This window comes from Microbacterium sp. LWH10-1.2 (assembly GCF_038397765.1).
GTDB classification, from domain to species: domain Bacteria; phylum Actinomycetota; class Actinomycetes; order Actinomycetales; family Microbacteriaceae; genus Microbacterium; species Microbacterium natoriense.
The window spans coordinates 1,849,087-1,873,646 of the sequence record NZ_CP151638.1; the positions used below are offsets into that span (position 1 = coordinate 1,849,087).

Genomic DNA, 24,560 nt, shown 5'->3' on the forward strand with positions numbered 1-24,560 from the left:
ATCACCGGGAACCGATCGTCAGTCTACGCCATACGTCTCGACGTCGGCGCGGCAGGACACGGAGAATTCATGCGCCTCGGGTGTCGAGCACCCGCTGCGCGTCGTCCACGTCGGCCGCCATCTGCTGCTTCAGCTTCTCGATGCCCTCGAACGCGACCATGCCGCGAAGGCGCTCCACGAACTCGACGGTGACGTCGTGCCCGTAGAGATCGAGCCCGGTCTCCCCCATGACATGAGCCTCGACCTGACGCACCAGGACATCGTCGAAGGTCGGGTTGGTGCCGACGGAGATCGCCGACCGGTGGCGGATGCCGGTGTCGTGGTCGACCAGCCATCCAGCGTAGACGCCGTCGGCCGGGACGAAGGCGTCGGTGATCGTCGACAGGTTGGCCGTGGGGAAGCCGAGCTCTCGTCCGCGCTTCAGCCCGTGCACGACCTCGCCGCGCACGTCCACGTGACGGCCGAGCACCTCGGCGGCCGCGGCGACGTCACCGGCCATGAGGAGCTCTCGGATCCAGGTCGAGGAGACGCGACGGTCCGATCCTTCGAGGAAGACGTCGTCGACGACCTCCACGGTGAATCCGAACCGGGGGCCCAGCTCGGCCAGCAGGGCCGGGGTGCCCGCCCCTCCGCGTCCGAACCGGAAGTCGTCTCCCACCAGCACGGTGGAGACCTTCAGCGCCGACACCAGGATGTCGGCGACGAAGTCCTCCGCGCTCCGAGCGGCGAGCTCCGCGTCGAAGGTCAGCATCAGGGTTGCGTCGATCTCCAGCTCGCTCAGGAGCTCGAGCTTGCGCTCGATCGTGACGACGTTCTCCGGGCAGAGATCGGGGCGCAGCACGGCGAGCGGGTTCCGGTCGAAGGTCACCGCGACCGCGCGCGCCCCCGAGGCCTCGGCCTGCTGCTTCAGACGGCGGATGACCGCGCGGTGCCCGGCGTGGACGCCGTCGAACTTGCCGATCGCAACGGCCGAGGGGCCGAAATCAGCCGGCACATCGAGCGGATCCCGGAAGACGATCATGCGGTCACCTCGGTGGACTCCTCCTGGGCGACCGGCGCCGGTCGATGCGTGCGCAGCCACCAGATGCCGAAGACGGGGAGGACGAGCGGGATGAACAGATACCCCCGCCCGAAGAGGGACCACACGGTCTCGTGCTGGAAGAGATCGGGCAGGAGCAGACTGAGCGCGCCGACGACGAGGACACCCGTCAACTCGAACACGATCGCGATCCATGCGACCGTGTACCACCCGCGCCTCTTGGCGAGCACCAGGGCGAGCGTCGCGAGGATGTAGACGACGGCGGCCAATGCGGACAGTGAATACGCCAACGGCGCCTCGTCGAACCGGCGGAGGATCTGCACGAAGCTGCGGCCGGTCGCCGCCAGCGCCATGACGGCGTAGACGATCACGAGGACACGGCCGATGCCGGTCATCCGAGAAGGGGGTTCGGTGGTGCTCATAGCTCGATCCATCCTAGTTGCGGGTGGATGCGTCGGGATTCGCGCTCAGACGACCTGGATCGTCCAGATCGCGTGCATGCGCCACACCATGATCGCGATGGCAAACGCGGCCACGCCGAGGATCACCGTGCTCCATCTGCTGCGCTCCATCAGGGCCCACAGCACGGCGCCGATCGGCAGGAGGACGGCGGACACCAGGTACACCCAGAACTCGAGGAGATCTCCCGTCGGCGGGTTCCCCACCAGCGGCGCCACGATCGAGACCACGACCTGCACGATCAGCAGCGCCTCGACGGCGGCGAGAGCGCCGACCGTGAAATCGCTGGGGCGGCGGCCCGCGAGTCCGGCCGAGACGCAGAACACGCCGGCGCCGATCGCGACGACGATCTGGACGATGGTCAGCCACAGGATCATCGTGCGACCTCCGGCATGTTCATCGCGCTCTTGAGGTCTGCACCGCGCTTCTCCACGACCCCGACGAGAACGCCGTCGTGATCGATCGCGGCGGCCAGAGCTCCGTCGAGTCGTGACGCCTGTCCCGGCAGCCTCTTGCCGTGGCGCAGATCCCTCGCATCCTCCGCCGAGACGTCGAGCGGCTGCAGGACCCGCGCCGCCGCCTGCGCTGGTGTGAGGGTCGGCGCCCCCTCGAGGGCATCGATGCCGACGGCATCCGCGACGTCGAAGTCGCCTACCCGCGTGCGACGGAGCGCTGTCAGATGGCCGCCGACGCCCAACCCCGATCCCAGGTCCCTCGCGAGCGAGCGGATGTAGGTGCCGGAGGAGCAGTCCACGATCACGTCGAGGTCGATGACGCCCTCCCCGTCACGGCGTGCCAGCACGTCGAAGCGGGACACCGTCACCTCTCTCGCGGCGAGCACGACCTCCTCACCCGCGCGCACGCGATCGTAAGCGCGCCTGCCGTCGACTTTGATGGCGGACACCGAGCTCGGGACCTGCGAGATCCGCCCCGTGAGCGAGCGGATGCCGTCGGCGATGCGCTCCTCCGTGACGTCGGCCCATGCGTCGGACGGCGCCTGGACGATGATCTCCCCGTCGGCGTCGTCGGTGCCGGTCGTCTGCCCCAGACGGATCGTCGCGACGTACGTCTTGTCGGCCCCGACGATGTACGTCAGCAGACGCGTCGCCCCTTCGATGCCGACGACGAGCAGGCCAGTCGCCATCGGATCCAGCGTGCCCGCGTGACCGACCTTGCGCGTTCCGAAAGCGCGTCTGGTGCGTGCGACGACGTCGTGGCTGGTCAGCCCAGCGGGCTTGTCAACGAGGAGGATGCCGGGCGAGACCATCCTCCCAGCCTACCGACGGCCGTCAGGGACGCTGCGCTTCAGCTCTCGACGGACGCACGGCGCGCGTCGGTCGCCTAGGCTGGCGAGATGCCCGCGATGACCTCTCCCGCGAGCGCGGGACTGCCGCGTCTGCCCGAGTGGTATCGCGGAGCCGCACGCGATCTCCCGTGGCGGCGACCGGAGTTCCACGACGAATACGGGGCGTGGGGAACGCTGGTCAGCGAGTTCATGCTGCAGCAGACACCGGTGACCCGTGTGATCCCGCACCTGAACGCGTGGCTCACCCGCTGGCCCACGCCGGTCGCTCTGGCCGCAGCCTCTCCCGCCGAGGTCGTGCACCAGTGGGCGAACCTCGGCTACCCGCGTCGGGCACTGTGGCTGCACAGGGCGGCCATCGAGATCACCGAGCGCCACGACGGCGTGGTCCCGCGCGATGTGGACGCGCTGCTCGCGCTGTCCGGCATCGGCGACTACACCGCACGCGCCGTCGCTGTTTTCGCCTACGGCGACCGGCATCCCGTGGTCGACACCAACACACGACGCGTGCTCGCCCGCGCGATCCAGGGACAGGCCCAGCCCGCGCCCCCGTCGCGTCGCGATCTCGGTCTCATGGAGTCACTGCTGCCCGCTTCGGATGCCGAATCCGCGATCTTCAACGCCGCCGCGATGGAGCTCGGCGCCACGGTGTGCACGTCGAGGGCACCCCGCTGCGAGATCTGTCCGCTTCTCGACGGGTGCGCGTGGGTGGCGGCCGGCCGACCAGACACGGGCGACCGGCGTCGCCGGCAGGCTGCCTTCGAGGGCTCGGATCGTCAGGCCAGGGGCGCCGTGCTGAGGATGCTGCGGGAATCGGCCCCTCGTCCGGTGCCGATCCCCGCGATCCTGCCAGAGTGGCCCGATCCGCAGCAGCGCGACAGAGCGATCGACTCGCTCATCGCAGACGGTCTCGCCGAGGCCGATGGAGAGCTGCTCTCCCTCCCCCGGTGAGCCCGATGCCGGCCACCGGCTAGGAGTACCGTCCGGCGCGATGAGCCAACACAGTCAGCTCGACCCTGTTGCGCACGCCGAGCTTCACGAACACCCGACCGAGGTGCACCTCGACCGTGCGCACCGAGACGCGGAGATCGTCGCCGATCTCGCGGTTGGATCCTCCCGTCACAGCGCGCATCGCGACCTCCAGCTCCCTCGACGTCAGCACCGGCTCCCAGGCGCGGCGGCACGCACTGACGAGGCTGTCTTCCGCGTCAGCCGCACGATCCTCCCTTTCCACCGCTGAGAGACGTTCCTCGGCGTTGCGGGCCCACGCCTCGGCGCCGGCCGTCTGGAACAGGGTCAGCGCCGTCTGGAGATGCTCGCGGGCCACGGCTGGCTCGTCCCTCACCAGTGCACGGGTGCCGAGCATCGACTCGACCCTGGCACGGGAGAACGGGGACGCGAGAGCCCTCGTCGCGAGGACGATCTCGTCGCGCTCCCGTCGCCACCGCGCATCAGGCGTCGCCGCGATGCGCGACATGAGCTCACGCGACAGCCGGGCGTCCGGCGGCTCGATCAACGGGGACGCGGGCGCTCCGTCATCGCGGACGAGTTCGTCGAGCTCGGGGACGGAGAACTGTCCTCGGGGAGAGCCGCGGTCCGCCCAGAGCCTCAAGAACGACGACGCCTCGTCGGCCTCTCCCCTGAGGAACGTCTCGACGGCGTGATCCACGAGCCGGTCGATGCGGACAGCGGACGGCAGCGACGCTGTCAGCGCCTCGGAGATCGGACCGATGCGTCCGCTCACGGCGAGGTCGAGTCGTCGTGCCAGGACCACCCCGAGACCGGCGAAGGGCATCGCGACGGGGAGGGCGAGCGCCGCCTCCCGAATCCGCTCCCTGGCGTGGCCGAGATCGCCCCGCCAGACGAGCAGCAGCACCTCGACGACGGCGCGGTACGCCGCGACGAGCGGGCTGTGTTCGAAACCGGCGACGAACGGGTCGACCTCGGTCCCGAGTCCGGACCCGCCGGCCGCCAGGAACCTCAGCGCCTGATCGAGGTCGCCGTCGACCGAAGCGCGGAGAGCACGGAGCATCCCTCCGGTGAGCGGCCCGGCTCCGACCTCGCCGTCGGTCTCGTCCTCCCCGGCGATCAGCCAGGCGAGGGTGACGACGGGGTCGCGCAGCGTGCTCTCAGCTCCGACTCTCGCGCAGCCTTCACGCAGCGCCTCCAGCCAGGTCCGCATCCCGCGTCGATCGCCGCGCTCCGCGCTGAGGACGGCGGCGAAGGCGGCTGCTCGCGCCCACGAATACCAGTCCTCGTCGTCACCCGACTGCGGCCGGAGCGAACCGGGGTCCACCTCGGGGACCGCGCCCTGAAGGAACGCCTCGGCGACCACGAGTCCTCCGAGCCCCTGCAGGCGAAAGCGCTCCGTTCCGGCCGGGAACAGCGCGCCGAGCCAGGCCGCCGCCTCCGCGGCGTATCCGGCGCCGATGGCGGCGGCGCCGGCGACCTGACGCGCCTCGTCGAGATCCGACCCTGTGGCGTGCGCGGCGGCCTCCGCCGCGAGGAGCAGTGCACGATCGGGGTGTCCTGATTCGGAGAGTCTCCGTGCGATGCGGGTCAGCTCCGGCGCGGTCTCAGGTATCCCGTACGACGAGGCGCGCGCGCGATGCCAGTCCGCGTCCACTCCGGCGCCGGGCGCGCCGAAGATGTGGGCGAGCCTCTCGTGCACCGAGGCCTCGACGACCGGGTCCGCGGTCGCCCGCAGCCAGACCTCGAGAAGAGGATCGACCAGTCGAACCCGCCCGGCGCGCACGACGAGGTGCGCGCCGATCGCACTCCGCATCAGCTCCTCGGCGCTCCGGCCGTCGAAAGCGAGCAGCGGCGCCAGCGCATCGTCCAGGCGCAGAGCGAGGGCGAGGAGGAGATCGCGGTCGCGCTCGCTCCATTCGATGCCGTCGTATCGCGCCGTGATCGACGCGACCAGCGGCAGCGGAGAAGGAAGCGGGCGCATCCCCGTGCGCACGGCAGGGTCGAGGATGCGCACGACATCGCGGATCGCCTCACGGTCGCCGTTCAGCTGAGCGGCGATGCGGGCCATCACATGTGGTGCGCAGGTCAGCGCCTCGTCTCGAAGGTCCGCGAGGACCTCTTCGACCGGCGCCGCGAAGCGACTGCTCGAAACGTTGATGCTGTTCCCCCCGGATGTGCGAGAACCTCCTCGCACAGCCGAGGGTAGCAAAACCCCGGACGGGGATCAGCGATCGGCGTCGTCGTCCGCGTGGACGTACGGGTCCGCGTCGCCGGCGTGCGATGCCGAGGACGCGAGCCTGGCGACCTCTGCATCATGCTCCTGCGCCTGGCGGAGCAGCGCGGAGATGTGGTCCGCGTTCTCCGGCAGGGCGTCCGGGATGAACTCGAGCGTCGGCACGAGGCGCGTGCTGAGCTGCTTGCCCACCTCGCTGCGCAGCATCCCCGTGGCGGAGGTGAGAGCGGCGCCGCTGGCGAGACGCTCCTCCTCCGTGCCGAGAACGGTGTAGAACACGGATGCATGCTGAAGATCGCCGCTGACGCGGACGTCGGTGATCGTGACGAAGCCGAGGCGCGGATCGCGCAGCCCCTTCTCGAGCCTCTCGGCGAGGATCACGCGGATGCGGTCCGCAAGACGAGCCTGTCTTTCACCAGCCATTGTTCTCTCCCTCTACGAAGCCTTCGGGCGAGGATGCGCTCAGCATCCTCGCCCGAAGATATCGAACTCGATCAGCCGCGAGGCTTCTCGACCATCTCTGTGGTCTCGATCTCGTCGCCGATCTGGATGTCGTTGTACTTGCCCAGGCCGATACCCGCCTCGTAGTCCGTGCGGACCTCGGTGACATCGTCCTTGAAGCGGCGCAGCGACTCGATGGCGAGGCCATCGGCGAGCACGACGCCGTCGCGGATGACACGAGCCTTGGCGTTTCGCGTGATCGTTCCCGACCGCACGATGACACCGGCGATGTTGCCGAACTTCGAGGAGCGGAACACCTCGCGGATCTCGGCGACACCCGACTGGACCTCTTCGTACTCCGGCTTGAGCATTCCCTTGAGGGAGCTCTCGATCTCGTCGATCGCGTTGTAGATGACCGAGTAGAACCGGATGTCGACGCCTTCACGGGAGGCGCGCTCGCGCGCCTTCGTGTCGGGGCGGACGTTGAAGCCCACGATGATCGCGTTGTCGATCGTCGCCAGGTTCACATCCGACTCGGTGATCGCGCCGACGCCGCGGTGGATGATGCGCAGCTGCACCGAGTCGTCGACCTCGATCTTGAGGAGCGACTCCTCCAGCGCCTCGACGGCACCGGAGACGTCACCCTTGATGATGAGGTTGAGCGACTCGACCTTGCCGTCTTCGAGAGCACGGGTGAAGTCCTCGAGCGAGATGCGCTTGCGGGCCTTGGCCAGCTGGGCGTTGCGCTCGACCGCTTCACGCTTCTCAGCGATCTGGCGGGCCATGCGGTCCTCCTCGGTGACGATGAAGACGTCACCGGCACGGGGCACCGAGTTCAGACCCTGCACCTGCACCGGGCGCGACGGGTAGGCCTCGAGGACCTGCTCGCCGTTCTCGTCGGCCATGGCGCGCACGCGGCCGTAGGCGGTGCCCGCGACGATCGCGTCGCCGACCCGGAGGGTTCCGGACTGGATCAGCACGGTGGCGACCGAACCGCGGCCCTTGTCGAGCTTCGCCTCGATGGCGACGCCTCGAGCGCCCTTGTTCGGGTTGGCCGTGAGGTCGAGACCGGCGTCGGCGGTGAGCAGCACGGCGTCCAGGAGCTCCTGGATGCCGGTTCCCGCACGGGCCGAGACGTCGACGAACATGACGTCGCCGCCGTACTCCTCTGCGACGAGACCGTACTCGGTGAGCTGCTGACGGACCTTGGCCGGGTTGGCCTCGGGCTTATCGACCTTGTTCACCGCGACCACGATCGGCACGTTCGCCGCCTGGGCGTGGTTCAGGGCCTCCACCGTCTGCGGCATGATGCCGTCGTCGGCCGCGACCACGAGGATCGCGAGGTCGGTGACCTGCGCACCACGGGCACGCATGGCGGTGAACGCCTCGTGACCGGGGGTGTCGATGAACGTGATGGCGCGCTCGATGCCCTCGTGCTCGGTCCAGACCTGGTAGGCGCCGATGTGCTGGGTGATGCCGCCGGCCTCACCCTCGATGACGTTGGTCTGACGGATCGCGTCGAGCAGTCGCGTCTTACCGTGGTCGACGTGACCCATGACGGTGACGACGGGAGGACGGATCTCGAGGTCGTCCTCGCTCTCGTTCTCCAGCTCGGCCTCGAGGTCGAGACCGAAGCCCTCGAGGAGCTCCTTGTCCTCGTCCTCGGGCGAGACCATCTGGATCTTGTAGCCGAGCTCGGCGCCGAGGACCTCGAAGGTCGCCTCATCCAGCGACTCGGTGGCCGTGGCCATCTCGCCGAGGTTGAAGAGGATCGTGACCAGGGTTCCCGGCTGCACCGTGTAACCGGTCAGCGTCTCGATCTTGTCGGCGAAGTCCGCGATCGATGCGCCGCGACGCATGCGGATGGTCTCCCCGTTGCCACGGGTGACGTTGACGCCACCGACGACCGGAGCACTCCGCATCTCGAACTCTTGCCGCTTCGCCCGCCGCGACTTGCGCTGCTTGCTCTTGCCGCCGCCCTTGCCGAAGGCACCGGCGGTACCGCCGCCAGGACCACGACCGCGTCCACCGCCGCCACCCGGGCGACCGGCGAAACCGCCGCCGCCGGGACGTGCGCCGGGACCGGCGCCGGGTGCACCGGCGCCGCCGGGACGACCGGGGCCACCGGGACGCTGCTGGAACGGAGCGCCGGGACGACCGCCCTGTCCACCGCGCGGAGCGCCGGGACGGGGGGAACCTGGGCGCGGAGCGCCCGGGCGGGGCGCGCCGGGGCGCGGAGCCTGCGGACGCGGGATGTTGCCCGGCGTCGGACGCTGGCCCATGCCCTGCGCCGAAGCGAACGGGTTGTTGCCAGGACGCGGACCCGCGGGACGCTGACCCATCCCCTGCGAGGAGGAGAACGGGTTGTTTCCGGGGCGCGGCGCACCGGGCTTCGGAGCTCCGCCATCGGCGGGCTTCGGAGCTGCGGGACCGGGCTTGGCTGCGGCCTCGGAAGCCGCGGGAGCCGCCTCTGCCGGAGCTTCGGCGACCGCGGGAGCGGCCGGAGCAGCGACCTCAGGGGCCGGAGCAGGCTTGGGGCCGGGCTTCGGACCCGGGGTGGGGCCTGAGGGCTTGGCCGCTGCCGGCTTGGCTGCGGCGGGCTTCGACGCCGGGGCGGCGTCTGCCGAGGACTTCAGCGAGGCATCGGACTCGATCGCGGCGCGCAGCTTGCGCGCCACCGGCGGTTCGATGGTCGAAGAGGGGCTCTTGACGAACTCTCCGAGTTCCTTGAGCTTTGCAAGTGCGATCTTGCTGTCGACGCCGAGTTCGGCGGCGATCTCATGTACGCGTGGTTTACCAGCCACAATTCTCCTGTCGGGTTCGGTCCACCCAGACAGGGCAGACCACTAGTCGCGGACGGGTCTCATTTCGAGCCGTTCACTTTGTTTCCATAGCTGTTCAGCCTTTGTTTCTTGGCGAATAATCTTCGATGGTCTGCGTGTCCAGAATCGTGGGCACACGCAGTGCTCGTCCGAAAGCGCGGCGCCGCAGTGCGGCGTCCATGCATTCCCGCGTCGGATGCACCCACGCGCCACGCCCCGGCAGCACAGCACTCTCATCGATGATGATGATGTCGTTCTGGGACACCACCCTGAGCAGAGTGGAGCGGGGAGCACGCGCGCGACAGCCGACGCACGTTCGTACGGGTTCCATCTTACACCTGCGTTTCACCCGGACTCACCGCCCGAGGGGGCGAGTCCGGGAAGCGGATCAATCCAGGACGCTGTCGGGCTGGATGTCGATCTTGGCGCCGGTCAGCTTCGCGGCCAGACGGGCGTTCTGCCCCTCCTTGCCGATCGCGAGCGACAGCTGGTAGTCGGGGACCAGCGCGCGGACGGCCTTGGTGCCGGCATCGAGGATGAACGAGCTCGTCACCTTGGCCGGCGACAGCGCGTTCGCCACGAAGGCCGCGAGCTCGGGGTTGTAGTCGATGATGTCGATCTTCTCCCCCGCGAGCTCCTCGGTCACCGCGCGGACGCGACGGCCGAGTTCGCCGATGCAGGCGCCCTTGGCGTTGATGGCCGGGTCGTTGGCCTTCACCGCGATCTTGGTGCGGTGCCCGGCCTCACGGGCGAGCGAGACGATCTCCACGAGTCCGCCGGCGATCTCCGGCACCTCGAGCGCGAACAGCTTGCGCACGAGACCGGGATGCGTGCGGGAGACCGTGATCTGCGGGCCCTTGAGCCCCTTGGCCACGCTGGTCACATAGACGCGGAGGCGCGAGCCGTGGGTGTACTCCTCACCGGGGACCTGCTCCTCTGGCGGGAGGATGGCCTCGACGGAGCCGAGGTCGACGTGGATCATGCGCGGGTTCGGCCCCTGCTGGATGACGCCGGCGACGATGTCGCCCTCCTTGCCGCGGAACTCGCCGAGCACCGCGTCGTCTGCGATGTCGCGCAGACGCTGGCTGATGACCTGCTTCGCGGCGAAGGCGGCGATGCGGCCGAAGTCGTCGGGAGTCGCGTCCTCCTCGCCGATGACGGCGCCCTCTTCGTCGGTGACGACCTGGAGCACGTCGACGTGACCGGTCTTGCGGTCGAGGGAGACGCGGACGCCCTCAGGCGCGGGGCCGTCTCCGGCGACGTGCTTGTTGTACGCCGTCAGGATGGCCTGTTCGATGATCGACACGAGTTCGTCGAAGGGAATCGCCTTCTCCTTCTCGATCCCACGCAGCAGACTCAGTTCGATGTCCATGACGGCCTCTCTATTCAGCTCTCGCCTCGCGCAATCGACCGCGGGCATCAGTCCAGGATACCGGAAGCGGGCGGCATCCCGCCCTCTCAGCCGGTCAGGGCGACGCGGGGGGCGTGCAGCGATAGCCTGGGCGCGACGCCGGAATGCGGCGAGCCGCACCGCTGCGGCGACGGAACGCAGGAGGAACGCGTGACCAGGTTCGACACCATCGTTGTGGGTGCAGGCATGTCGGGGATGACGAGTGCACGGATGCTGACGGATGCCGGCCAGCGGGTCGTCGTGCTCGAGGGACGCGATCGGATCGGCGGACGGATGAACACCGACCGCGCGGCCGGCTTCCCCGTCGACCTCGGCGCCTCGTGGATACACGGGATCGACGGGTCGCCGCTGTGGGATCTCGCACAGGCCCTCGGCATCCCGACCCTCGAGTACACGGTCGGCAGCTTCCAGGTGGGCGGTCGCCCGATCGAGAACTTCGACGGGGACGGCGCGGCGATGGATGCCGCCGCCACGGAGCAGTGGATCGCCGACGTCGACGAGGCCGATCGCCTGCTCGTCGAGGAGATCGCTTCCTCCGCTCCCGGCGACACCTACCTCGACGTGACCGAGCGCGCGCTGGACCGCTCAGGACTCGACGCGGAGCGCATCGACGAGATCCGCGAGTTCTTCCGCCATCGCGTCGAGGAGCAGTGCGGCGCCTGGATCGGCGATCTCGACGCGCACGGACTCGACGAGGATGCGATCGACGGCGACGAGGTCATCTTCCCGCGCGGCTACGACGAGCTCCCGCGCCGGATCGGCGCCGGACTCGACGTGCGGCTGAACCGCATCGTCACCGGGGTGTCCCGCTCCGCGAGCGGCGTCGTCGTCACCGCGGATGGCGAGGATTTCACGGCCGATCGTGTCATCGTCACGGTGCCGCTCGGCGTGCTCAAGACCGGGAGGATCGCCTTCACCCCACCGCTCCCCGACGAGGTGTCCGGCCCGATCGAGCGCTTGGGCATGGGTGTGTTCAACAAGGTGTTCGTCCAGTTCCCCGAACGGTTCTGGAACGAGGACAGCTATGTCATCCGAGCGCTCGGCGAAGCGGGCGAGCACTGGCACTCCTGGTACGACGTCTCCGCGGTGAGCGGTCTGCCGACACTCCTCACGTTCGCCGCCGGACCGTTCGGCCGGCGCATGCAGGAGCTGTCAGACGAGGATGTCGTGGCCGACTCCGTCGCCGCCCTCCGTGCGCTGTACGGCACGAGGGTCCCCGCACCGACGGCGCACTGGATCACCCGCTGGGGGCAGGATCGCTTCTCGGACGGTTCCTACTCGCACCTGGCCGTCGGTTCGTCGCACCACGACCACGATGCTCTCGCCGGCCCGGTCGACGACGTCTTCCACTTCGCCGGCGAGGCGACGTGGGGAGACGAGCCCGCGACCGTGGGCGCCGCGTTCTACTCGGGCCACAGGGCCGCGGAGAGGATCCTCGGCCGCCCCGTGGACCTCGCGGCGTTCGCCGCCGCGATCAGGGAGCGGGAGCAGACGGCAGATCGTTGATCGCGCGGATCAGGCGGAACAGCTCCCCCACGCGGTACTGATCGAGGTGCAGGGACAATCGCGGCAGATCGAGAAGGTCGTCGTCGGCGACCTCGGGCTGGCGAGGCGCGGTGCGCTCGATGCGACCTGAGATCAGCATCCCGGCGAACCGCTCGTTGAGATCCTCGATCTCGGCGTCGGTGGGCGCGTTCCTCAGCCGGAGCACGAGCGTGCCACCGACCCAGCGCAGGGAGTCGTAGTTGCGCCAGAACCCGGTGATCTCCGCCGTCGCGGCCTCGATCGAGTCGGTGATGACGACACGATCGAAGTCGCCCTCGGAGATGACTCCGGTCGGAGCGAGATCCTCGTCGATGAACCGCTTGAGCCCGGTCCAGAAGGTGCCGCCCTTCTCATCGAGCAGCACGATCGGCATCGGCTCCGCCTTGCCCGTCTGCTGAAGGGTCAGCAGCTCGAACATCTCGTCCAGCGTTCCGAAGCCGCCGGGCAGGCAGATGAAGCCGCGCGATTCCTTCATGAGCATGAGCTTGCGGGTGAAGAAGTACTTCATCGCGACCACGTGGTCCGACGCCTCGATGATCGCGTTCGCCTTCTCCTCGAAGGGCAGACGGATCGAGACGCCCAGCGAGAGGGCAGGACCCGCTCCTTCGGCCGCCGCCTGCATGATGCCGGGGCCCGCCCCGGTGACGACCATCCAGCCGTCGGCGGCGAGCGCCGACGCCACGTCCCGCGCCTGGCGATAGAGCGGATCGTCCTGCCTCGTGCGGGCCGATCCGAACACCGTGACCTTCGGCACTCCGCCGTAGGGTGCGAACAGGCGGAACGCATCCCGCATCTCGGCGAGCGCAGCCGAGGCGATCTTGAGGTCGAGGCGATCGGCGCCGTCCTCTCCGAGGAGGATGGCCGTACGCAGCATCCGCATCACCAGTCGCCGGTCGGACCGCACTCCGGCGTCGTCGAGCACTCTGTTGATCTCGGCGCTGAGCGCTTCGGGGAGTGGTTCCTCAGTCATGCGTCCAGCGTGTCACGCGAACCGCCGCACGGTCGACGCAACGCCGCCGGTCAGCGAGCGTTCACCTCGGCGACCGCCGCCCTGACCTCCTCGTGCGGGAGCGCGTGGCTGACGTGTCCGTCACGGCCGACCATGTCCTCCGCCGCGACCAGAGCGTTCCACACCGCCTCGTCGACGGCTTCGGCGACCGCGGTGAGGAACGGGTCGATGCGCCCCCACGGGATGAAGCGCAGGGTCTCGTACTCTGCACGGTCGTCCGAGGGGAACGAGGAGGTGAGGGCGCCCTCGTTCGCCGTGGACAGCGCGAGCATGATGTCGCCGGAGAAGTGCCCTCCTGCTGTGCCGCTGCGTCCGAGACCGATCGCTCCTCGCCGTGCCAGCGCGCCGCACTGACCGGGCAGCAGGGGCGCATCCGTGGCGATCACGACGATCGCCGATCCTGCCCCACCGGGGGCGCGCAGTCGTTCCCGCTCCCGATGGAACCAGTCGTCGCGCTCCATCGGGTTCGGCGCGGCCGAGCGCGACCCCAGCGGGATGCCGTCCAGGCGCAGCTCGTCGCGCGAGCCGAAGTTGGCCTGGATCAGCACGCCGACGGTGTACTCGTCATCGCCGTGCCGGACGACCCTGGATGAGGTGCCCGTCCCGCCCTTGAATCCGTAGCAGTTCATCCCGGTTCCGCCGCCGACGCTGCCCTCGGCCACTGGCCCCTCGGACGCGGCATCCAGCGCCTCCCGCGCGGTCGACGCCGTGACATGGCCGCCGTTGATGTCGTTGAGGTAGCCATCCCACGTCTCCCCCACGACCGGCAGCATCCACTGCGCGGCGACGTGCGGCGCCACCTCGGCCACCCACTGGTCGATGCCGCTGTGCACCGCACCCACGGAGTGCGAGCTCGTGATCCCGATCGGCATGGACAGCGCGCCGGACTCGTCGATCCACGCGCGTCCGGTGAGCTCTCCGTTGCCGTTGAAGGAGTGGACGGCGGCGGCGCAGGGCACGCCGACTCCGGAACGCCCTCGCGGCAGGATCGCCGTCACGCCGGTCCGCACCGCGCCTGCACCCTCCCCCTCGATCAGCGTCCGCTGACCGACGGCGAGCCCCGGTACGTCGGTGATCGCGTTGAGCGGGCCGCTCCTCCCGGCGAATCCGATGCCGAGGTCGCGTGCCCTGACGGGGCGCTCCGTGCGCGCCGTCTCCGCGGATGACTCCATCACTGCTCCGATCAACTATGAACGATTGTTCAGATTCTAGTCACCGATTTCCCTGTTTTGCTTGACACACACAGGTTAGCCCTTTTGAATCACTGTTCAGAAGATCGCATACGATCCTCACACCCGACCCGTCAGATTCCGGAGCCGCAGATGTCTCACCCGAATCCTCCGTCCGTGCCCACGACGACCACCACCACACTCGCACAGAGGCGTCTCGGCGTGTGGGCGATCGTGTTCTTCGTCGTCTCCGCCGCCGCTCCCCTGACCGTCGTCGCGAGCGCAGCGGCGACCGACTTCCGCCTCGCCGGCATCGGAGGGCCAGGGGCGATGCTCGCGAGCGGCGTCGTCCTCATCCTCTTCGCTTTCGGATTCACGGCGATGTCGCGCTACGTGCGCAACACCGGTGCGTTCTACGTCTACGGCGCGCGCGGTCTCGGCAAGCCGATCGGGATCGGCATCGTGTTCGTGACGATCTTCTCGTACGCGGCGCTGTGCATCTGCTTCTACGGATTCGTCGGCTTCTTCGGCGAGATGACGTTCGCTGCGCTCTTCGGCATCGAGCTGCCGTGGACCGTCTACGCGATCGTGGCTCTGCTGATCGTCGGCGTGCTCGGCTATCGCAAGATCGACGTCGGCGCGAAGGTCCTCGCCGTGCTGCTCACCGCGGAGGTCGCGATCCTGCTGATCCTCGCGATCGCCGTCCTCGCGCAGGGAGGGCCCGAGCCGATCTCGTTCGCCTCATTCGCTCCCGAGAACGTCTTCTTCGCCGCGGGCAGCGGTGCCCTGTTCGTCTTCGGCTTCGGCGCCTACCTCGGGTTCGAGAGCACGGCAATCTACACCGAGGAGGCGAAGGATCCGGCTCGGACCGTTCCCGCCGCCACCTACATCTCCATCGCCTTCCTCGCGGTGTTCTACGCCTTCACGTTCTGGATCCTCACCGTCGCCTTCGGCGTGGACGGCGTGCTCGAGCTCGCGCTGCAGGACGACTTCCAGGACATGGTGTTCCACGCCGGCGACCAGTACCTCGGCGCCTGGGCCGGAATCACGATGCGGATCCTCATCGTGACGAGCTTCTTCGCCTGCCTCCTCGCCTTCCACAACGCCAGCTCCCGCTACCTGTTCTCGCTCGGCCGCGAGCGGCTGCTGCCGTCATGGCTCGCTCAGACGCAGCCCACCACTCAGGCCCCCCACCACGCGAGTCTCGTCATGTCGATCGTCTCCCTCGTCGCCGTGCTCGTCACTCTCGTCACCGGGGCCGATCCCTTCCTGGGTTTCGCGCTGCCGGTGTACTCGATCGGCGTCGCGGGTCTCGTCTTCGCGCAGGCGGTGGCCGCGATCGCCGTGGTGGGCTTCTTCCTCAAGGACAGGAGGGACCACAGCGCGTGGCGCGTGATCGTTGCCCCTGCCCTCGGCGCCCTCGGGCTCATCGTCGGCTGGGTGCTCATCGCGATCAACTTCGACCTCGTGACCGGCCTCACTGGGCCGATCAACCTGGCCCTGCTGGCCCCGACGCCGGTGCTGTTCCTGGCGGGGATCGTGACCGGCTTCATCCTCAGGAGCCGCCGCCCCCAGCACTATGCTGAACTGACCACGCTCGTTCCCGACGACGAGTGACGTCGGGCGAGAAGGAGAAGGACGTGGCCGAGCAGCGAGGACGCGCCGTCCGTCGCGCGGAGCTGATCTCCGCCACCAGGAGGGTCGCCCGCCGGAGCGGCATCGGCGGCACGAACGTGCGGGCCGTCGCCGCGGAGGCCGCGGTGAGCACGGGGAGCGTGCTCTACTACTTCCCCAGCTTCGACGAGCTGATGTACGCCACCGTCGAAGGCGTCCTCGAGGAGATGTACGAGCAGAGGCGGATGATCGCCGAGGGGCAGCCCGATCCGGCGAAGCGGCTCGTCGCGCTGATCACCGCGGGCGTGCCCGATGAGATCAGCGATCACCTGCGCATGGCGTACGAGAGCATCCCCCTGCTCCGTGAGCAGCCGGAGTATCGCCCGCTGCACCGTTCCATCGTCGAACGGCAGGTGTCGCTGTACCGCTCGACGATCGAGGTCGGCGCCGCGATCGGGGTGTTCCGCCCCACGGCCGATCTCACCGTGATCGCACGCAACATCGTCGCTCTCGAGGACGCCTACGACCTCTACCCGCTGATCGGGCTGGAGCACGGCGCCGCCACCTACCGGGCGAACATCGTGTCGTACGCGCAGACCGCGCTCGGCTGCGAGCTCACGCTCTAGACGCGAAGAGAGCCGCGCCGCCCTCAAGGACGGACGCGGCTCTCGTCGTGATCAGCGGCGCGACAGCCGCTCGAGCGCGTCGTCGACGGAGACCGTGTCGCGGTCGCCGGTGGCACGGTCCCACAGCTCGACCTGGCCGTCTGCGGCACCCCGACCGACGATGACGATCTTCGGCACGCCGACCAGCTCGGCGTCTCCGAACTTCACGCCGGGAGAGACCTTGGGCCGGTCGTCGTAGAGCACGTCGAGTCCTGCGGACTCCAGCTGCGCCGAGATGTCGGCGGCCACGTCGAAGGCGACCTGATCGCGGCCCGCCGCCACGACCTGCACGTCGAAGGGCGCGACGGATGCCGGCCAGATGAGGCCCTTGTCGTCGTTGTTCAGCTCGGCGATGATCGCGAGGATGCGGGTCACGCCGATGCCGTAGGAGCCCATGGTGACGGTCACGAGCTTGCCGTTCTCGTCGAGGACCTTGAGTCCCAGCGCCTCCGCGTACTTGCGACCGAGCTGGAAGACGTGACCGATCTCCATGCCACGCGCGAGCTCCACGGGGCCGGAGCCATCGGGAGCGGGGTCGCCCGCGCGCACGTTCGCGATCTCCACGACGCCGTCCGCGGTGAAGTCGCGTCCTGCGACGACCGAGTGCGCGTGCTTCTGATCGATGTTCGCGCCCGTGATCCAGCTGGTGCCCTCGCTGACGCGCGGGTCGACCAGGTAGCGGATGCCGGTGGCAGACTCCTCACCGAGGATCGCGCCGGTCTCCGACCAGGGGCCGATGTAGCCCTTGACCAGCAGCGGGTTGTTCTCGAAGTCGTCCGCAGTGGCGGTCTCGACCTCGGCGGGTGCGAAGGCGACCTCCGCGCGCTTCTCGTCGACCTCACGGTCGCCGGGGATGCCGACGATCACGAGCTCGCGGGTGCCGTCGAGGTGGGTGAGGGCGAGCACGACGTTCTTCAGCGTGTCGGCGGCGGAGTACTCGCCGTCGAGGTTCGCATTGGCGTGCGCGACGAGCGTCTCGATCGTCGGGGTGTTCGGAGAGTCGAAGATCACGGGGGACGCATCGGCGTCGAACGGCACGGCGGCGGGAACCGCCGTCGTGAACGCCTCGACGTTCGCCGCGTAGCCGCCGGCGCTGCGCACGAAGGTGTCCTCGCCGACGGGAGTCGGGTGCAGGAACTCCTCGCTGCGGGAACCGCCCATGGCACCGGCATCCGCCTGCACGATCACGTACTCCAGGCCGAGGCGCTGGAAGATCCGCTCGTAGGCGTCGCGCTGGGCCTGGTAGCTCACGTCGAGACCGGCGTCGGACGAGTCGAAGGAGTAGGCGTCCTTCATCGTGAACTCGCGTCCGCGGAGCAGGCCGGCGCGCGGACGCGCCTCATCACGGTACTTGTCCTGGATCTGATAGATCGTGAGGGGCAGGTCCTTGTAGGACGAGTAGAGGTCCTTCACGAGCAGGGTGAAGGCCTCCTCGTGCGTCGGGGCGAGCAGGTAGTCGCCACCCTTGCGGTCCTGGAGGCGGAACAGCAGATCGCCGTACTCCTCCCAGCGGCCGGTGGCCTCGTACGCCTCACGCGGCATGAGCGCCGGGAAGTGCACCTCCTGAGCGCCCGCTGCGGCCATCTCCTCTCGGACGACGGTCTCGATCCTGGCCTTCACGCGCAGACCGAGCGGCAGCCACGCGAAGATGCCGGCCGCCTGCGGTCGGATGTATCCGGCGCGGATCAGCAGCTTGTGGCTGGCGATCTCGGCGCCAGCCGGGTCTTCACGGAGTGTGCGGAGGAAGAAATTGGAGAGACGAGTGACCACGGGCCCAGTCTAGTGACCCGTGGTCGCCCGCCTTCACGGGCTCAGTTGAGCGCAGGGAGACCAGAGGGGATGACGCCGCCCGCGTACAGGCTCGCCGCGAGCTCCTGTACGGCCGTCAGCGCCACGCGCTGCGGCAGCGGACCGTAGGAGATGCGGGCGACGCCCAACGACTCGTACTGGGCCGCGGTGAGCGCGCCGGGGAGGCCGATCACGCTGACCTTGCGCTCTCCGATGCCCTCGACGAGCTGACGGGTCACCGCCTCGTCGAGGATTCCGGGGACGAAGACGGCGGTGGCGCCGGCGTCGAGATAGGCGCGCCCGCGGTGGATCGCGTCGGCGATGCTCTCCTCCACCGGACGACCTCCCCCGCGCACGAAGGCGTCGGTGCGGGCGTTGAGAGCGAACGGCACACCCTCGGCCTCCGCGGCCTTCACGATGGCCGCGACGGCCGCGACCGACTCGTCGAGAGGCCGGAGACGATCCTCCACATTCGCGCCGACGACGCCGGCGGCGATCGCGAGACGCGTGGTCTCCCCCGCATCGCCGTACCCGTCGTCGAGGTCGGCGGTGACCGGGACGTCGACGGCCGCCGCGATGCGGCCGACCATGTCGATCATGATCTCGCGGGGAGTCGCGCCGTCGTCGTAGCCGAAGGACGCGGCGACGCCGTGGCCGGCCGTGGCGATGGCTCTCGTCTCGGGCAGCGCGGCGACCGCGCGCGCGGACACGACGTCCCACACGTTCACGACGCGAAGGATCTCGGGGGCTTCGTAGAGGCCGATGAGGGTCTGGGCTTTCGCAGCAGTGGTCATGAGACCACGCTAGTGCGGCGAACGGACACAGGGGCCTGTGGATCGCGTCGGATGACGCGTCGCTGAAAGCCTCGGAATCGCCGCGGCATAGTGTGGGGGCATGCCCCAGCGTCGATCGCATGTCGCCCCGTCCGCCGCGCAGACCGAGCTGGCCGCAGCGCTGGCACGCCTCAGGGAGGAGTCGGATGCGCCGAAGGACTTCTCCCCCGAAGCCCTCGCCGAGGCCGAGCGCGTCTCGGGCTCCGAGCCGGACCTGGATCTGAGGGACATCCCCTTCGCGACGCTCGATCCCGCCGGGTCGCGCGATCTCGATCAGGCGTTCCAGCTGGAGCGCGACGGATCGGGTTACACGGTCCGATACGCGATCGCCGATGTCCCGTCGTTCGTCGCTCCGGGCGGGGCTGTGGACGCGGAAGCACGTCGTCGCGGACAGACGCTGTACGCCGCGGACGGCACGATCCCGCTGCATCCGCGCGTGCTGAGCGAGGACCGGGCATCCCTGCTCCCCGATGTCGATCGCCCCGCCCTCGTGTGGACGTTCTCGTTGGACGAGGCGGGCATCGTCGGCGATTTCCGCCTGGAGCGCGCCCTCATCCGCTCGCGAGCACAGCTGGACTATGTGAGCGCCCAAGCGTCCCTGGACCGTGGAGACGACGGCCCCGCTTCGCTGCTCCCCGAGATCGGCGCGCTGCGCATCGAGCAGGAGAGGCTGCGCGGTGGCGCCAGCCTCAACCTTCCCGATGAGGAGGTGGTACGCGCCCCCGACGGCGCATACGCGATCGAGAGACGTCGGCCGCTTCCCGTCGAGGACTGGAACGCGCAGCTGTCGCTCATGACGGGCATGGCCGCGGCATCCCTGATGCTCGACGCCAGAGTCGGGGTGCTGCGCACGATGCCCCAGCCCGACGAGAGGTCCTTCGACGAGTTCCGCCATCAGACGGCCGCGCTGGGTCGCCCGTGGACGACGGGGCGCTACGGCGACTATCTGCGCGGGCTCGACCGTGCGGATCCGCTGACCCTGCCGATCCTCGAAGCCGCGGCCTCGCTGTTCCGCGGAGCGGGCTACGTCACCTTCGACGGCGCCGTTCCCGACGACGTGACCCAGGCGGCGATCGGGGCCCCCTACGCCCACACCACCGCTCCGCTGCGACGCCTGGTCGACCGCTGGTCTCTCGTCACCTGCCTCGCGATCTCACGGGGTGCCGAGACGCCGTCCTGGGCGCGCGACTCGCTCGCCGAGCTTCCCGCGCTCATGCAGGAGTCCGGACAGCGTGCGTCGAAGCTCGACGCCGCGACGATCAACTGCGTCGAGGCCGCCCTCCTGACGCCGCACGTCGGCTCGACGATCGAGGCGACCGTGATCGCCGCGCACGGCCCCAAGGGCAGGGTGCAGATCGCCGAGCCGGCCGTCACGGCGACGGCGCCGCTCCCCGCGGACGCCACCCCCGGTTCCACGGTGCGCCTCACCGTCGTGCGCGCGGACATCGCCCGCGGAGAGGTCGAATTCGCGTTGTGACGGACATGGAAGACCTTCTCGCTCTCGCTGAGCGCTTCATCACCCGGAACTATCCCGACGCGACGATCGCCGTCGTCGGAGGGAGCACCGCCCGCGGCGAGCGCACCGCGTCGAGCGACATCGATCTGCTCCTGCTCGGCGACGGGCTCTTCGACGACTCCGGTCAGACGAGCCGCGCGGCGACATACGAGTTCGAGGGAGAGACGGTCGAGGTCTTCGCGTACACCCTCGACGGCTTCGACGACTGGGCCCATCGCGGCGTCGCGCAGCACCGCCCCGTCATCGTGCACATGCTCACGGAAGGGCGCCCTGTCCGCGACGACGGACGTCTCGACGGACTCCGTGGCGCATGGACCGCGATCCTGGCTGAAGGTCCGACGCTGACAGCCCAGGAGTCCGCCCTCCGTCGCTACATGATCACGGACCTCGTCGATGACCTGCGCGACGCCGTCGATCCGTTGGAGCGCGAGGTGACGGCATCCGCCCTCTTCGAGCGGATCGCCGAGCTCATGCTCCTCTCGGAGGGGCGGTGGATCGCCACGGGGAAGTGGCTGCCTCGGCGACTTCGCGCCCTGAGCGAGGACAGGGCGGAGATGCTGAGCGCTCCCCTGCTCTCAGGAGACCACAGGAGCTTCGCCGACCGTGTCGACGCCGAGCTGGAGCGCGCAGGAGGGCGTGTGCGCGCGGGGTTCGTCCGCTGAGCTCACGCGAGACGAGGCCTGCCGACGTAGGCTCGGCGGCATGGCCATCTCCCCGTATGTGCGCGATCTCCGCAGCCGAGTCGGACACGACCTCCTTCTCCTGCCCGGCGTGACCGCGGTGATCCGCGACGGCTCGCGCTTCCTCCTCGCGCGACAGCACGGATCGCCGAACTGGGGAACAGTGGGCGGGAGCATCGAGCCAGGAGAAGAACCGCAGGAGGCCGTGGCCAGGGAGGTGCGGGAGGAACTGGGCATCGATCCCGTCGTCGGCGGCATCGTCGGCGCGTACGGTGGAAGCGATTTCGTCTTCGAATACGCGAACGGCGACCGTGTGAGCTACGTCAGCATCGCCTACGAGTGCCGGCTGCCTGCGGGCGCGAACATCTCCTTCGTCGACGACGAGCTCGTCGAGACCGGCTGGTTCACCCGAGACGAGGTCGCGACGCTGCCCCGGGACCCCTGGGTCGATCGGATCCTCGAGGATGCCGCGCACAGGCCGGAGCCCGCCGACGCGTGAACATATGACGCGGCCGAGCGCCTGCCCGTCGGGCTACGGCGTCAGGATGCGGGAACGGCGGTCGTCGTCATCACGAGGAGCTGCGGATCGCTCAGGTCGAGCGTCACCGAGATCGAGGCGAACTCCGCCAGCGATGAGACGTGGGTGCCTCCGCAGAGGATCTCCGCCGTGCCCTCCGGGAGCTCGCACACCCAGGTGCGGCGGTCGACGATCGTCGGGCCGTCGGTCACGATGCGGCTCGGAGCGGATGCCGCCACCCACGCGGCCAGCTGCGCGTTGATGCTCGCCTCACGATCGGCGAGGGTCGCCGAGAACGTCTCCGTGTCGAAGCCTGCCCTGCGCAGGCTCTTGCCGAGCCGGTACTCGTCGACGGCGCCGTCCTCGTGGATTCGGCTCGATTGATTCGCGCGCCCCTCGAAGTCGGGCGTCCCGAGGGCGTCCGCCCCCGGGTCCTTGCGCCACAGGTCCGCGACCGCGAGATCCAGCGCCAGTGAGGCGAGGTGGCATGCCGTGTGTCCGCGGCTCAGCCCCGCGCGTCGACCGGCATCCGCCGCCAGCGTGACCTCAGCCCCCTCGACCAGCCAGTCCGGAGCTGCGCCGTCGAGCCGATGGGCGACGAGCCAGGTCCATCCTTCCGCGCCGCGCTTGACCGGGATGTCGACCCCCACCGCGAAGGCGCCGTCATCGGATGCCGCCGCCATGACGGCCTCGGCCACACTCGCGGTGTCGCCGCCGTGAGAGATCGTGCCGGAGTCTCCCGGCTGGTCCGGCCAGGTGTGGTCGACCGGGTGGAACGGCGTCGCGTCCACCACGACCACGGTGCCGTCGGCTCCGCCGCGCTCGACGCGGGTGACGATGCCGTCGCCCGTGAGCGCACCTGCGGCGAATGACACGACAGTGGACGAGGACATGGTTCTCCTAGGGATTCAGCCGAGGGACGAGCGAACGCTCAGTGCCCGGGCGGGATGGTGAAGCTGGCGAGCCTGTCGCCGTCGACCACGAAGATGCCGTCCGACTCGCCGTTGAAGACGCGACTCGCCCAGCCGAAGCGGATGCGCGTGGTGTCGCCCTCGGTCTCGGACGAGAGCACGGTCATGCGCGCGCCTGCGCCGATGGCGTCGCTGTCAGCCCACCCCCGGACGCCGTCGGGACCCGCCTTGACGGTGCCCCAGTCGCTCACGAAGCCGGCGGGGGTGAAGGCCGCGACGAAGGCGTCGGTGTCGGCCGCGTTGATCGCGTCGATCATCGCCAGGACAGGTGTGGGCAGCTGCGACATCTTCGTCTCCTTGCGGTTCTCGGTCAGACCGTGACGACCTGAGCGGCGCCGAGCGGGGCGTCAGGCCCCATCTCCGCGGCGATGCGGTTCGCCTCTTCGATGAGCGTGGCGACGATCTCGGCCTCGGGCACGGTCTTGATGACCTCTCCCTTGACGAAGATCTGGCCCTTGCCGTTGCCCGAGGCGACGCCGAGGTCTGCTTCACGGGCTTCACCCGGACCGTTGACGACGCAGCCCATGACGGCGACCCGCAGCGGGACCGTCATGTCCTTGAGGCCCTCGGTGACGTTCTCGGCGAGCGTGTAGACGTCGACCTGCGCACGTCCGCACGACGGGCAGGAGACGATCTCGAGCTTGCGCTCGCGGAGGTTCAGCGACTGCAGGATCTGGTGACCGACCTTCACCTCTTCGGCGGGCGGGGCCGACAGGGAGACGCGGATGGTGTCGCCGATGCCCTCACCGAGGAGGATGCCGAACGCGGTGGCGCTCTTGATCGTGCCCTGGAACGCGGGACCGGCCTCGGTCACGCCGAGGTGCAGGGGCCAGTCGCCCCGCTCGGCGAGCTGACGGTACGCCTTGACCATCACCACGGGGTCGTTGTGCTTGACGGAGATCTTGAAGTCGTGGAAGTCATGCTCCTCGAAGAGCGACGCCTCCCAGACGGCGCTCTCCACGAGAGCCTCCGCGGTGGCCTTGCCGTACTTCGCGAGGATCCGCTTGTCGAGCGAGCCCGCGTTCACCCCGATGCGGAGAGACACGCCGGCGGCCTTGGCCGCCTCCGCGATCTTGCCGACGTTGCCGTCGAACTCGCGGATGTTGCCCGGGTTCACCCGGACGGCGCCGCACCCCGCGTCGATCGCGGTGTAGATGTAGCGCGGCTGGAAGTGGATGTCGGCGATCACCGGGATCTGGCTCTTCATCGCGATGATCTTGAGCGCGTCGGCGTCGTCCTGGTGCGGCACGGCCACGCGGACGATCTCGCACCCTGATGCCGTGAGCTCGGCGATCTGCTGGAGAGTGCCGTTGATGTCGGTGGTCTTCGTGGTCGTCATGGACTGCACGGTCACCGGAGCGTCGCCGCCCACGAGCACCTTGCCCACCTTGATCTGGCGGGACTTGCGGCGGGGGGCGAGGACTTCGGGGAGCTTCGGCATTCCCAGGTTCACTGCTGGCACCTCTCAAGCCTACGCCGCCCGCACGCGCCGGGGCTGGATGACAGCCCCACGTCATCGGCCCGCCCTGGTCCGATCACCTGTGATAGTTTTCACCACATGCTCGCGAACCTC

23 protein-coding genes are annotated in these 24,560 nt (G+C 69.3%); 7 read left to right on the plus strand and 16 right to left on the minus strand.

Annotated elements, in window-relative coordinates; all coding sequences use genetic code 11:
- Window positions 1–67 precede the first annotated feature (67 nt).
- The 4 genes from MRBLWH10_RS08900 to truB form a co-directional block, all read right to left on the minus strand.
- Complete coding sequence (locus tag MRBLWH10_RS08900; RefSeq protein ID WP_341942418.1) at window positions 68–1,021, minus strand: bifunctional riboflavin kinase/FAD synthetase; 954 nt, start codon at window positions 1,019–1,021, stop codon at window positions 68–70.
- A complete protein-coding gene (locus tag MRBLWH10_RS08905; RefSeq protein ID WP_341942580.1) occupies window positions 1,018–1,434 on the minus strand; it encodes a hypothetical protein in 417 nt (138 codons plus the stop codon). The genes MRBLWH10_RS08900 and MRBLWH10_RS08905 overlap by 4 nt, the downstream gene beginning before the upstream one ends.
- A gap of 72 nt (window positions 1,435–1,506) precedes the next feature.
- On the minus strand, window positions 1,507–1,875 hold the full coding sequence (locus MRBLWH10_RS08910) for a hypothetical protein (protein ID WP_341942419.1): 369 nt from the start codon (window positions 1,873–1,875) through the stop codon (window positions 1,507–1,509).
- Window positions 1,872–2,765: a tRNA pseudouridine(55) synthase TruB gene (gene truB / locus MRBLWH10_RS08915; protein WP_341942420.1), complete on the minus strand. Its 894-nt coding sequence runs from the start codon at window positions 2,763–2,765 to the stop codon at window positions 1,872–1,874. The genes MRBLWH10_RS08910 and truB overlap by 4 nt, the downstream gene beginning before the upstream one ends.
- Window positions 2,766–2,861: 96 nt before the next feature.
- Here truB and MRBLWH10_RS08920 point away from each other — a divergent pair, with 96 nt between their 5' ends.
- Window positions 2,862–3,752 carry an A/G-specific adenine glycosylase gene (locus MRBLWH10_RS08920; protein ID WP_341942581.1) on the plus strand — a complete coding sequence of 297 codons (891 nt, stop codon included), beginning with the start codon at window positions 2,862–2,864 and terminating at the stop codon, window positions 3,750–3,752.
- A gap of 19 nt (window positions 3,753–3,771) precedes the next feature.
- On the opposite strand, the gene MRBLWH10_RS08925 is transcribed toward MRBLWH10_RS08920, so the two are convergent.
- From MRBLWH10_RS08925 to nusA, 5 genes are all read right to left on the minus strand, one after another.
- On the minus strand, window positions 3,772–5,841 hold the full coding sequence (locus MRBLWH10_RS08925) for a LuxR C-terminal-related transcriptional regulator (protein WP_341942421.1): 2,070 nt from the start codon (window positions 5,839–5,841) through the stop codon (window positions 3,772–3,774).
- Window positions 5,842–5,997: 156 nt separating this feature from the next.
- Complete coding sequence (gene rbfA / locus MRBLWH10_RS08930) at window positions 5,998–6,429, minus strand: 30S ribosome-binding factor RbfA (protein WP_105674619.1); 432 nt, start codon at window positions 6,427–6,429, stop codon at window positions 5,998–6,000.
- A gap of 71 nt (window positions 6,430–6,500) precedes the next feature.
- On the minus strand, window positions 6,501–9,251 hold the full coding sequence (gene infB, locus MRBLWH10_RS08935) for a translation initiation factor IF-2 (RefSeq protein WP_341942422.1): 2,751 nt from the start codon (window positions 9,249–9,251) through the stop codon (window positions 6,501–6,503).
- Between the two features lie 94 nt (window positions 9,252–9,345).
- On the minus strand, window positions 9,346–9,600 hold the full coding sequence (locus MRBLWH10_RS08940) for a YlxR family protein (protein WP_341942423.1): 255 nt from the start codon (window positions 9,598–9,600) through the stop codon (window positions 9,346–9,348).
- Between the two features lie 57 nt (window positions 9,601–9,657).
- Entirely contained in the window at window positions 9,658–10,641 is a 984-nt protein-coding gene (nusA, locus tag MRBLWH10_RS08945) for a transcription termination factor NusA (protein ID WP_105674625.1), read from the minus strand.
- A 189-nt stretch (window positions 10,642–10,830) separates the two neighbouring features.
- Between nusA and MRBLWH10_RS08950 the strand changes: the two genes are divergently transcribed.
- Window positions 10,831–12,186, plus strand: coding sequence for an NAD(P)/FAD-dependent oxidoreductase (locus tag MRBLWH10_RS08950; RefSeq protein ID WP_341942424.1), 1,356 nt, complete (start codon window positions 10,831–10,833; stop codon window positions 12,184–12,186).
- On the opposite strand, the gene MRBLWH10_RS08955 is transcribed toward MRBLWH10_RS08950, so the two are convergent.
- Together MRBLWH10_RS08955 and MRBLWH10_RS08960 are read right to left on the minus strand one after the other, a co-directional pair.
- Entirely contained in the window at window positions 12,155–13,195 is a 1,041-nt protein-coding gene (locus MRBLWH10_RS08955; RefSeq protein ID WP_105674629.1) for a TIGR00730 family Rossman fold protein, read from the minus strand. The two genes, MRBLWH10_RS08950 and MRBLWH10_RS08955, sit on opposite strands and share 32 nt — an antisense overlap.
- Window positions 13,196–13,245: 50 nt before the next feature.
- Window positions 13,246–14,406 (minus strand): P1 family peptidase, encoded by a 1,161-nt coding sequence (locus tag MRBLWH10_RS08960; RefSeq protein WP_223586619.1) that lies wholly within the window; start codon window positions 14,404–14,406, stop codon window positions 13,246–13,248.
- A gap of 174 nt (window positions 14,407–14,580) precedes the next feature.
- Here MRBLWH10_RS08960 and MRBLWH10_RS08965 point away from each other — a divergent pair, with 174 nt between their 5' ends.
- A complete protein-coding gene (locus tag MRBLWH10_RS08965) occupies window positions 14,581–16,020 on the plus strand; it encodes an APC family permease (protein ID WP_223586620.1) in 1,440 nt (479 codons plus the stop codon).
- 23 nt (window positions 16,021–16,043) lie between these two features.
- Window positions 16,044–16,643 (plus strand): TetR family transcriptional regulator, encoded by a 600-nt coding sequence (locus MRBLWH10_RS08970; protein WP_105674722.1) that lies wholly within the window; start codon window positions 16,044–16,046, stop codon window positions 16,641–16,643.
- Window positions 16,644–16,694: 51 nt separating this feature from the next.
- Here the strand turns inward: MRBLWH10_RS08970 and MRBLWH10_RS08975 are convergent, their stop codons facing one another.
- Together MRBLWH10_RS08975 and MRBLWH10_RS08980 are read right to left on the minus strand one after the other, a co-directional pair.
- A complete protein-coding gene (locus MRBLWH10_RS08975; RefSeq protein ID WP_341942425.1) occupies window positions 16,695–18,452 on the minus strand; it encodes a proline--tRNA ligase in 1,758 nt (585 codons plus the stop codon).
- A gap of 41 nt (window positions 18,453–18,493) precedes the next feature.
- Window positions 18,494–19,264 carry an isocitrate lyase/phosphoenolpyruvate mutase family protein gene (locus tag MRBLWH10_RS08980; protein WP_341942426.1) on the minus strand — a complete coding sequence of 257 codons (771 nt, stop codon included), beginning with the start codon at window positions 19,262–19,264 and terminating at the stop codon, window positions 18,494–18,496.
- A 100-nt stretch (window positions 19,265–19,364) separates the two neighbouring features.
- Here MRBLWH10_RS08980 and MRBLWH10_RS08985 point away from each other — a divergent pair, with 100 nt between their 5' ends.
- The 3 genes from MRBLWH10_RS08985 to MRBLWH10_RS08995 are packed head-to-tail and all read left to right on the plus strand — an operon-like array spanning window position 19,365 to window position 21,998.
- Complete coding sequence (locus tag MRBLWH10_RS08985) at window positions 19,365–20,780, plus strand: RNB domain-containing ribonuclease (protein ID WP_341942427.1); 1,416 nt, start codon at window positions 19,365–19,367, stop codon at window positions 20,778–20,780.
- 5 nt (window positions 20,781–20,785) lie between these two features.
- Window positions 20,786–21,481, plus strand: coding sequence for a nucleotidyltransferase domain-containing protein (locus tag MRBLWH10_RS08990; protein ID WP_341942428.1), 696 nt, complete (start codon window positions 20,786–20,788; stop codon window positions 21,479–21,481).
- 40 nt (window positions 21,482–21,521) lie between these two features.
- Window positions 21,522–21,998, plus strand: coding sequence for an NUDIX domain-containing protein (locus tag MRBLWH10_RS08995; protein ID WP_341942429.1), 477 nt, complete (start codon window positions 21,522–21,524; stop codon window positions 21,996–21,998).
- Window positions 21,999–22,039: 41 nt separating this feature from the next.
- On the opposite strand, the gene MRBLWH10_RS09000 is transcribed toward MRBLWH10_RS08995, so the two are convergent.
- Genes MRBLWH10_RS09000 through ispG form a run of 3 tightly spaced genes read right to left on the minus strand, consistent with a single transcriptional unit; the run spans window position 22,040 to window position 24,449 of the window.
- Window positions 22,040–22,909 carry a hypothetical protein gene (locus MRBLWH10_RS09000; protein WP_341942430.1) on the minus strand — a complete coding sequence of 290 codons (870 nt, stop codon included), beginning with the start codon at window positions 22,907–22,909 and terminating at the stop codon, window positions 22,040–22,042.
- Between the two features lie 38 nt (window positions 22,910–22,947).
- Window positions 22,948–23,274 (minus strand): nuclear transport factor 2 family protein, encoded by a 327-nt coding sequence (locus MRBLWH10_RS09005; RefSeq protein WP_341942431.1) that lies wholly within the window; start codon window positions 23,272–23,274, stop codon window positions 22,948–22,950.
- Between the two features lie 23 nt (window positions 23,275–23,297).
- Window positions 23,298–24,449, minus strand: coding sequence for a flavodoxin-dependent (E)-4-hydroxy-3-methylbut-2-enyl-diphosphate synthase (gene ispG / locus MRBLWH10_RS09010; RefSeq protein ID WP_181155891.1), 1,152 nt, complete (start codon window positions 24,447–24,449; stop codon window positions 23,298–23,300).
- Window positions 24,450–24,560 lie beyond the last annotated feature (111 nt).

Bases quoted from the DNA above. Each gene is read 5' to 3' on its own strand.
- MRBLWH10_RS08900 (WP_341942418.1), bottom strand. From the start codon at position 1,021: ATGATCGTCTTCCGGGATCCGCTCGATGTGCCGGCTGATTTCGGCCCC.
- MRBLWH10_RS08905 (WP_341942580.1), bottom strand. From the start codon at position 1,434: ATGACCGGCATCGGCCGTGTCCTCGTGATCGTCTACGCCGTCATGGCG.
- MRBLWH10_RS08910 (WP_341942419.1), bottom strand. From the start codon at position 1,875: ATGATCCTGTGGCTGACCATCGTCCAGATCGTCGTCGCGATCGGCGCC.
- truB (WP_341942420.1), bottom strand. From the start codon at position 2,765: ATGGTCTCGCCCGGCATCCTCCTCGTTGACAAGCCCGCTGGGCTGACC.
- MRBLWH10_RS08920 (WP_341942581.1), top strand. From the start codon at position 2,862: ATGACCTCTCCCGCGAGCGCGGGACTGCCGCGTCTGCCCGAGTGGTAT.
- MRBLWH10_RS08925 (WP_341942421.1), bottom strand. From the start codon at position 5,841: ATGGCCCGCATCGCCGCTCAGCTGAACGGCGACCGTGAGGCGATCCGC.
- rbfA (WP_105674619.1), bottom strand. From the start codon at position 6,429: ATGGCTGGTGAAAGACAGGCTCGTCTTGCGGACCGCATCCGCGTGATC.
- MRBLWH10_RS08940 (WP_341942423.1), bottom strand. From the start codon at position 9,600: ATGGAACCCGTACGAACGTGCGTCGGCTGTCGCGCGCGTGCTCCCCGC.
- nusA (WP_105674625.1), bottom strand. From the start codon at position 10,641: ATGGACATCGAACTGAGTCTGCTGCGTGGGATCGAGAAGGAGAAGGCG.
- MRBLWH10_RS08955 (WP_105674629.1), bottom strand. From the start codon at position 13,195: ATGACTGAGGAACCACTCCCCGAAGCGCTCAGCGCCGAGATCAACAGA.
- MRBLWH10_RS08960 (WP_223586619.1), bottom strand. From the start codon at position 14,406: ATGGAGTCATCCGCGGAGACGGCGCGCACGGAGCGCCCCGTCAGGGCA.
- MRBLWH10_RS08980 (WP_341942426.1), bottom strand. From the start codon at position 19,264: ATGACCACTGCTGCGAAAGCCCAGACCCTCATCGGCCTCTACGAAGCC.
- MRBLWH10_RS08985 (WP_341942427.1), top strand. From the start codon at position 19,365: ATGCCCCAGCGTCGATCGCATGTCGCCCCGTCCGCCGCGCAGACCGAG.
- MRBLWH10_RS08990 (WP_341942428.1), top strand. From the start codon at position 20,786: ATGGAAGACCTTCTCGCTCTCGCTGAGCGCTTCATCACCCGGAACTAT.
- MRBLWH10_RS08995 (WP_341942429.1), top strand. From the start codon at position 21,522: ATGGCCATCTCCCCGTATGTGCGCGATCTCCGCAGCCGAGTCGGACAC.
- MRBLWH10_RS09000 (WP_341942430.1), bottom strand. From the start codon at position 22,909: ATGTCCTCGTCCACTGTCGTGTCATTCGCCGCAGGTGCGCTCACGGGC.
- MRBLWH10_RS09005 (WP_341942431.1), bottom strand. From the start codon at position 23,274: ATGTCGCAGCTGCCCACACCTGTCCTGGCGATGATCGACGCGATCAAC.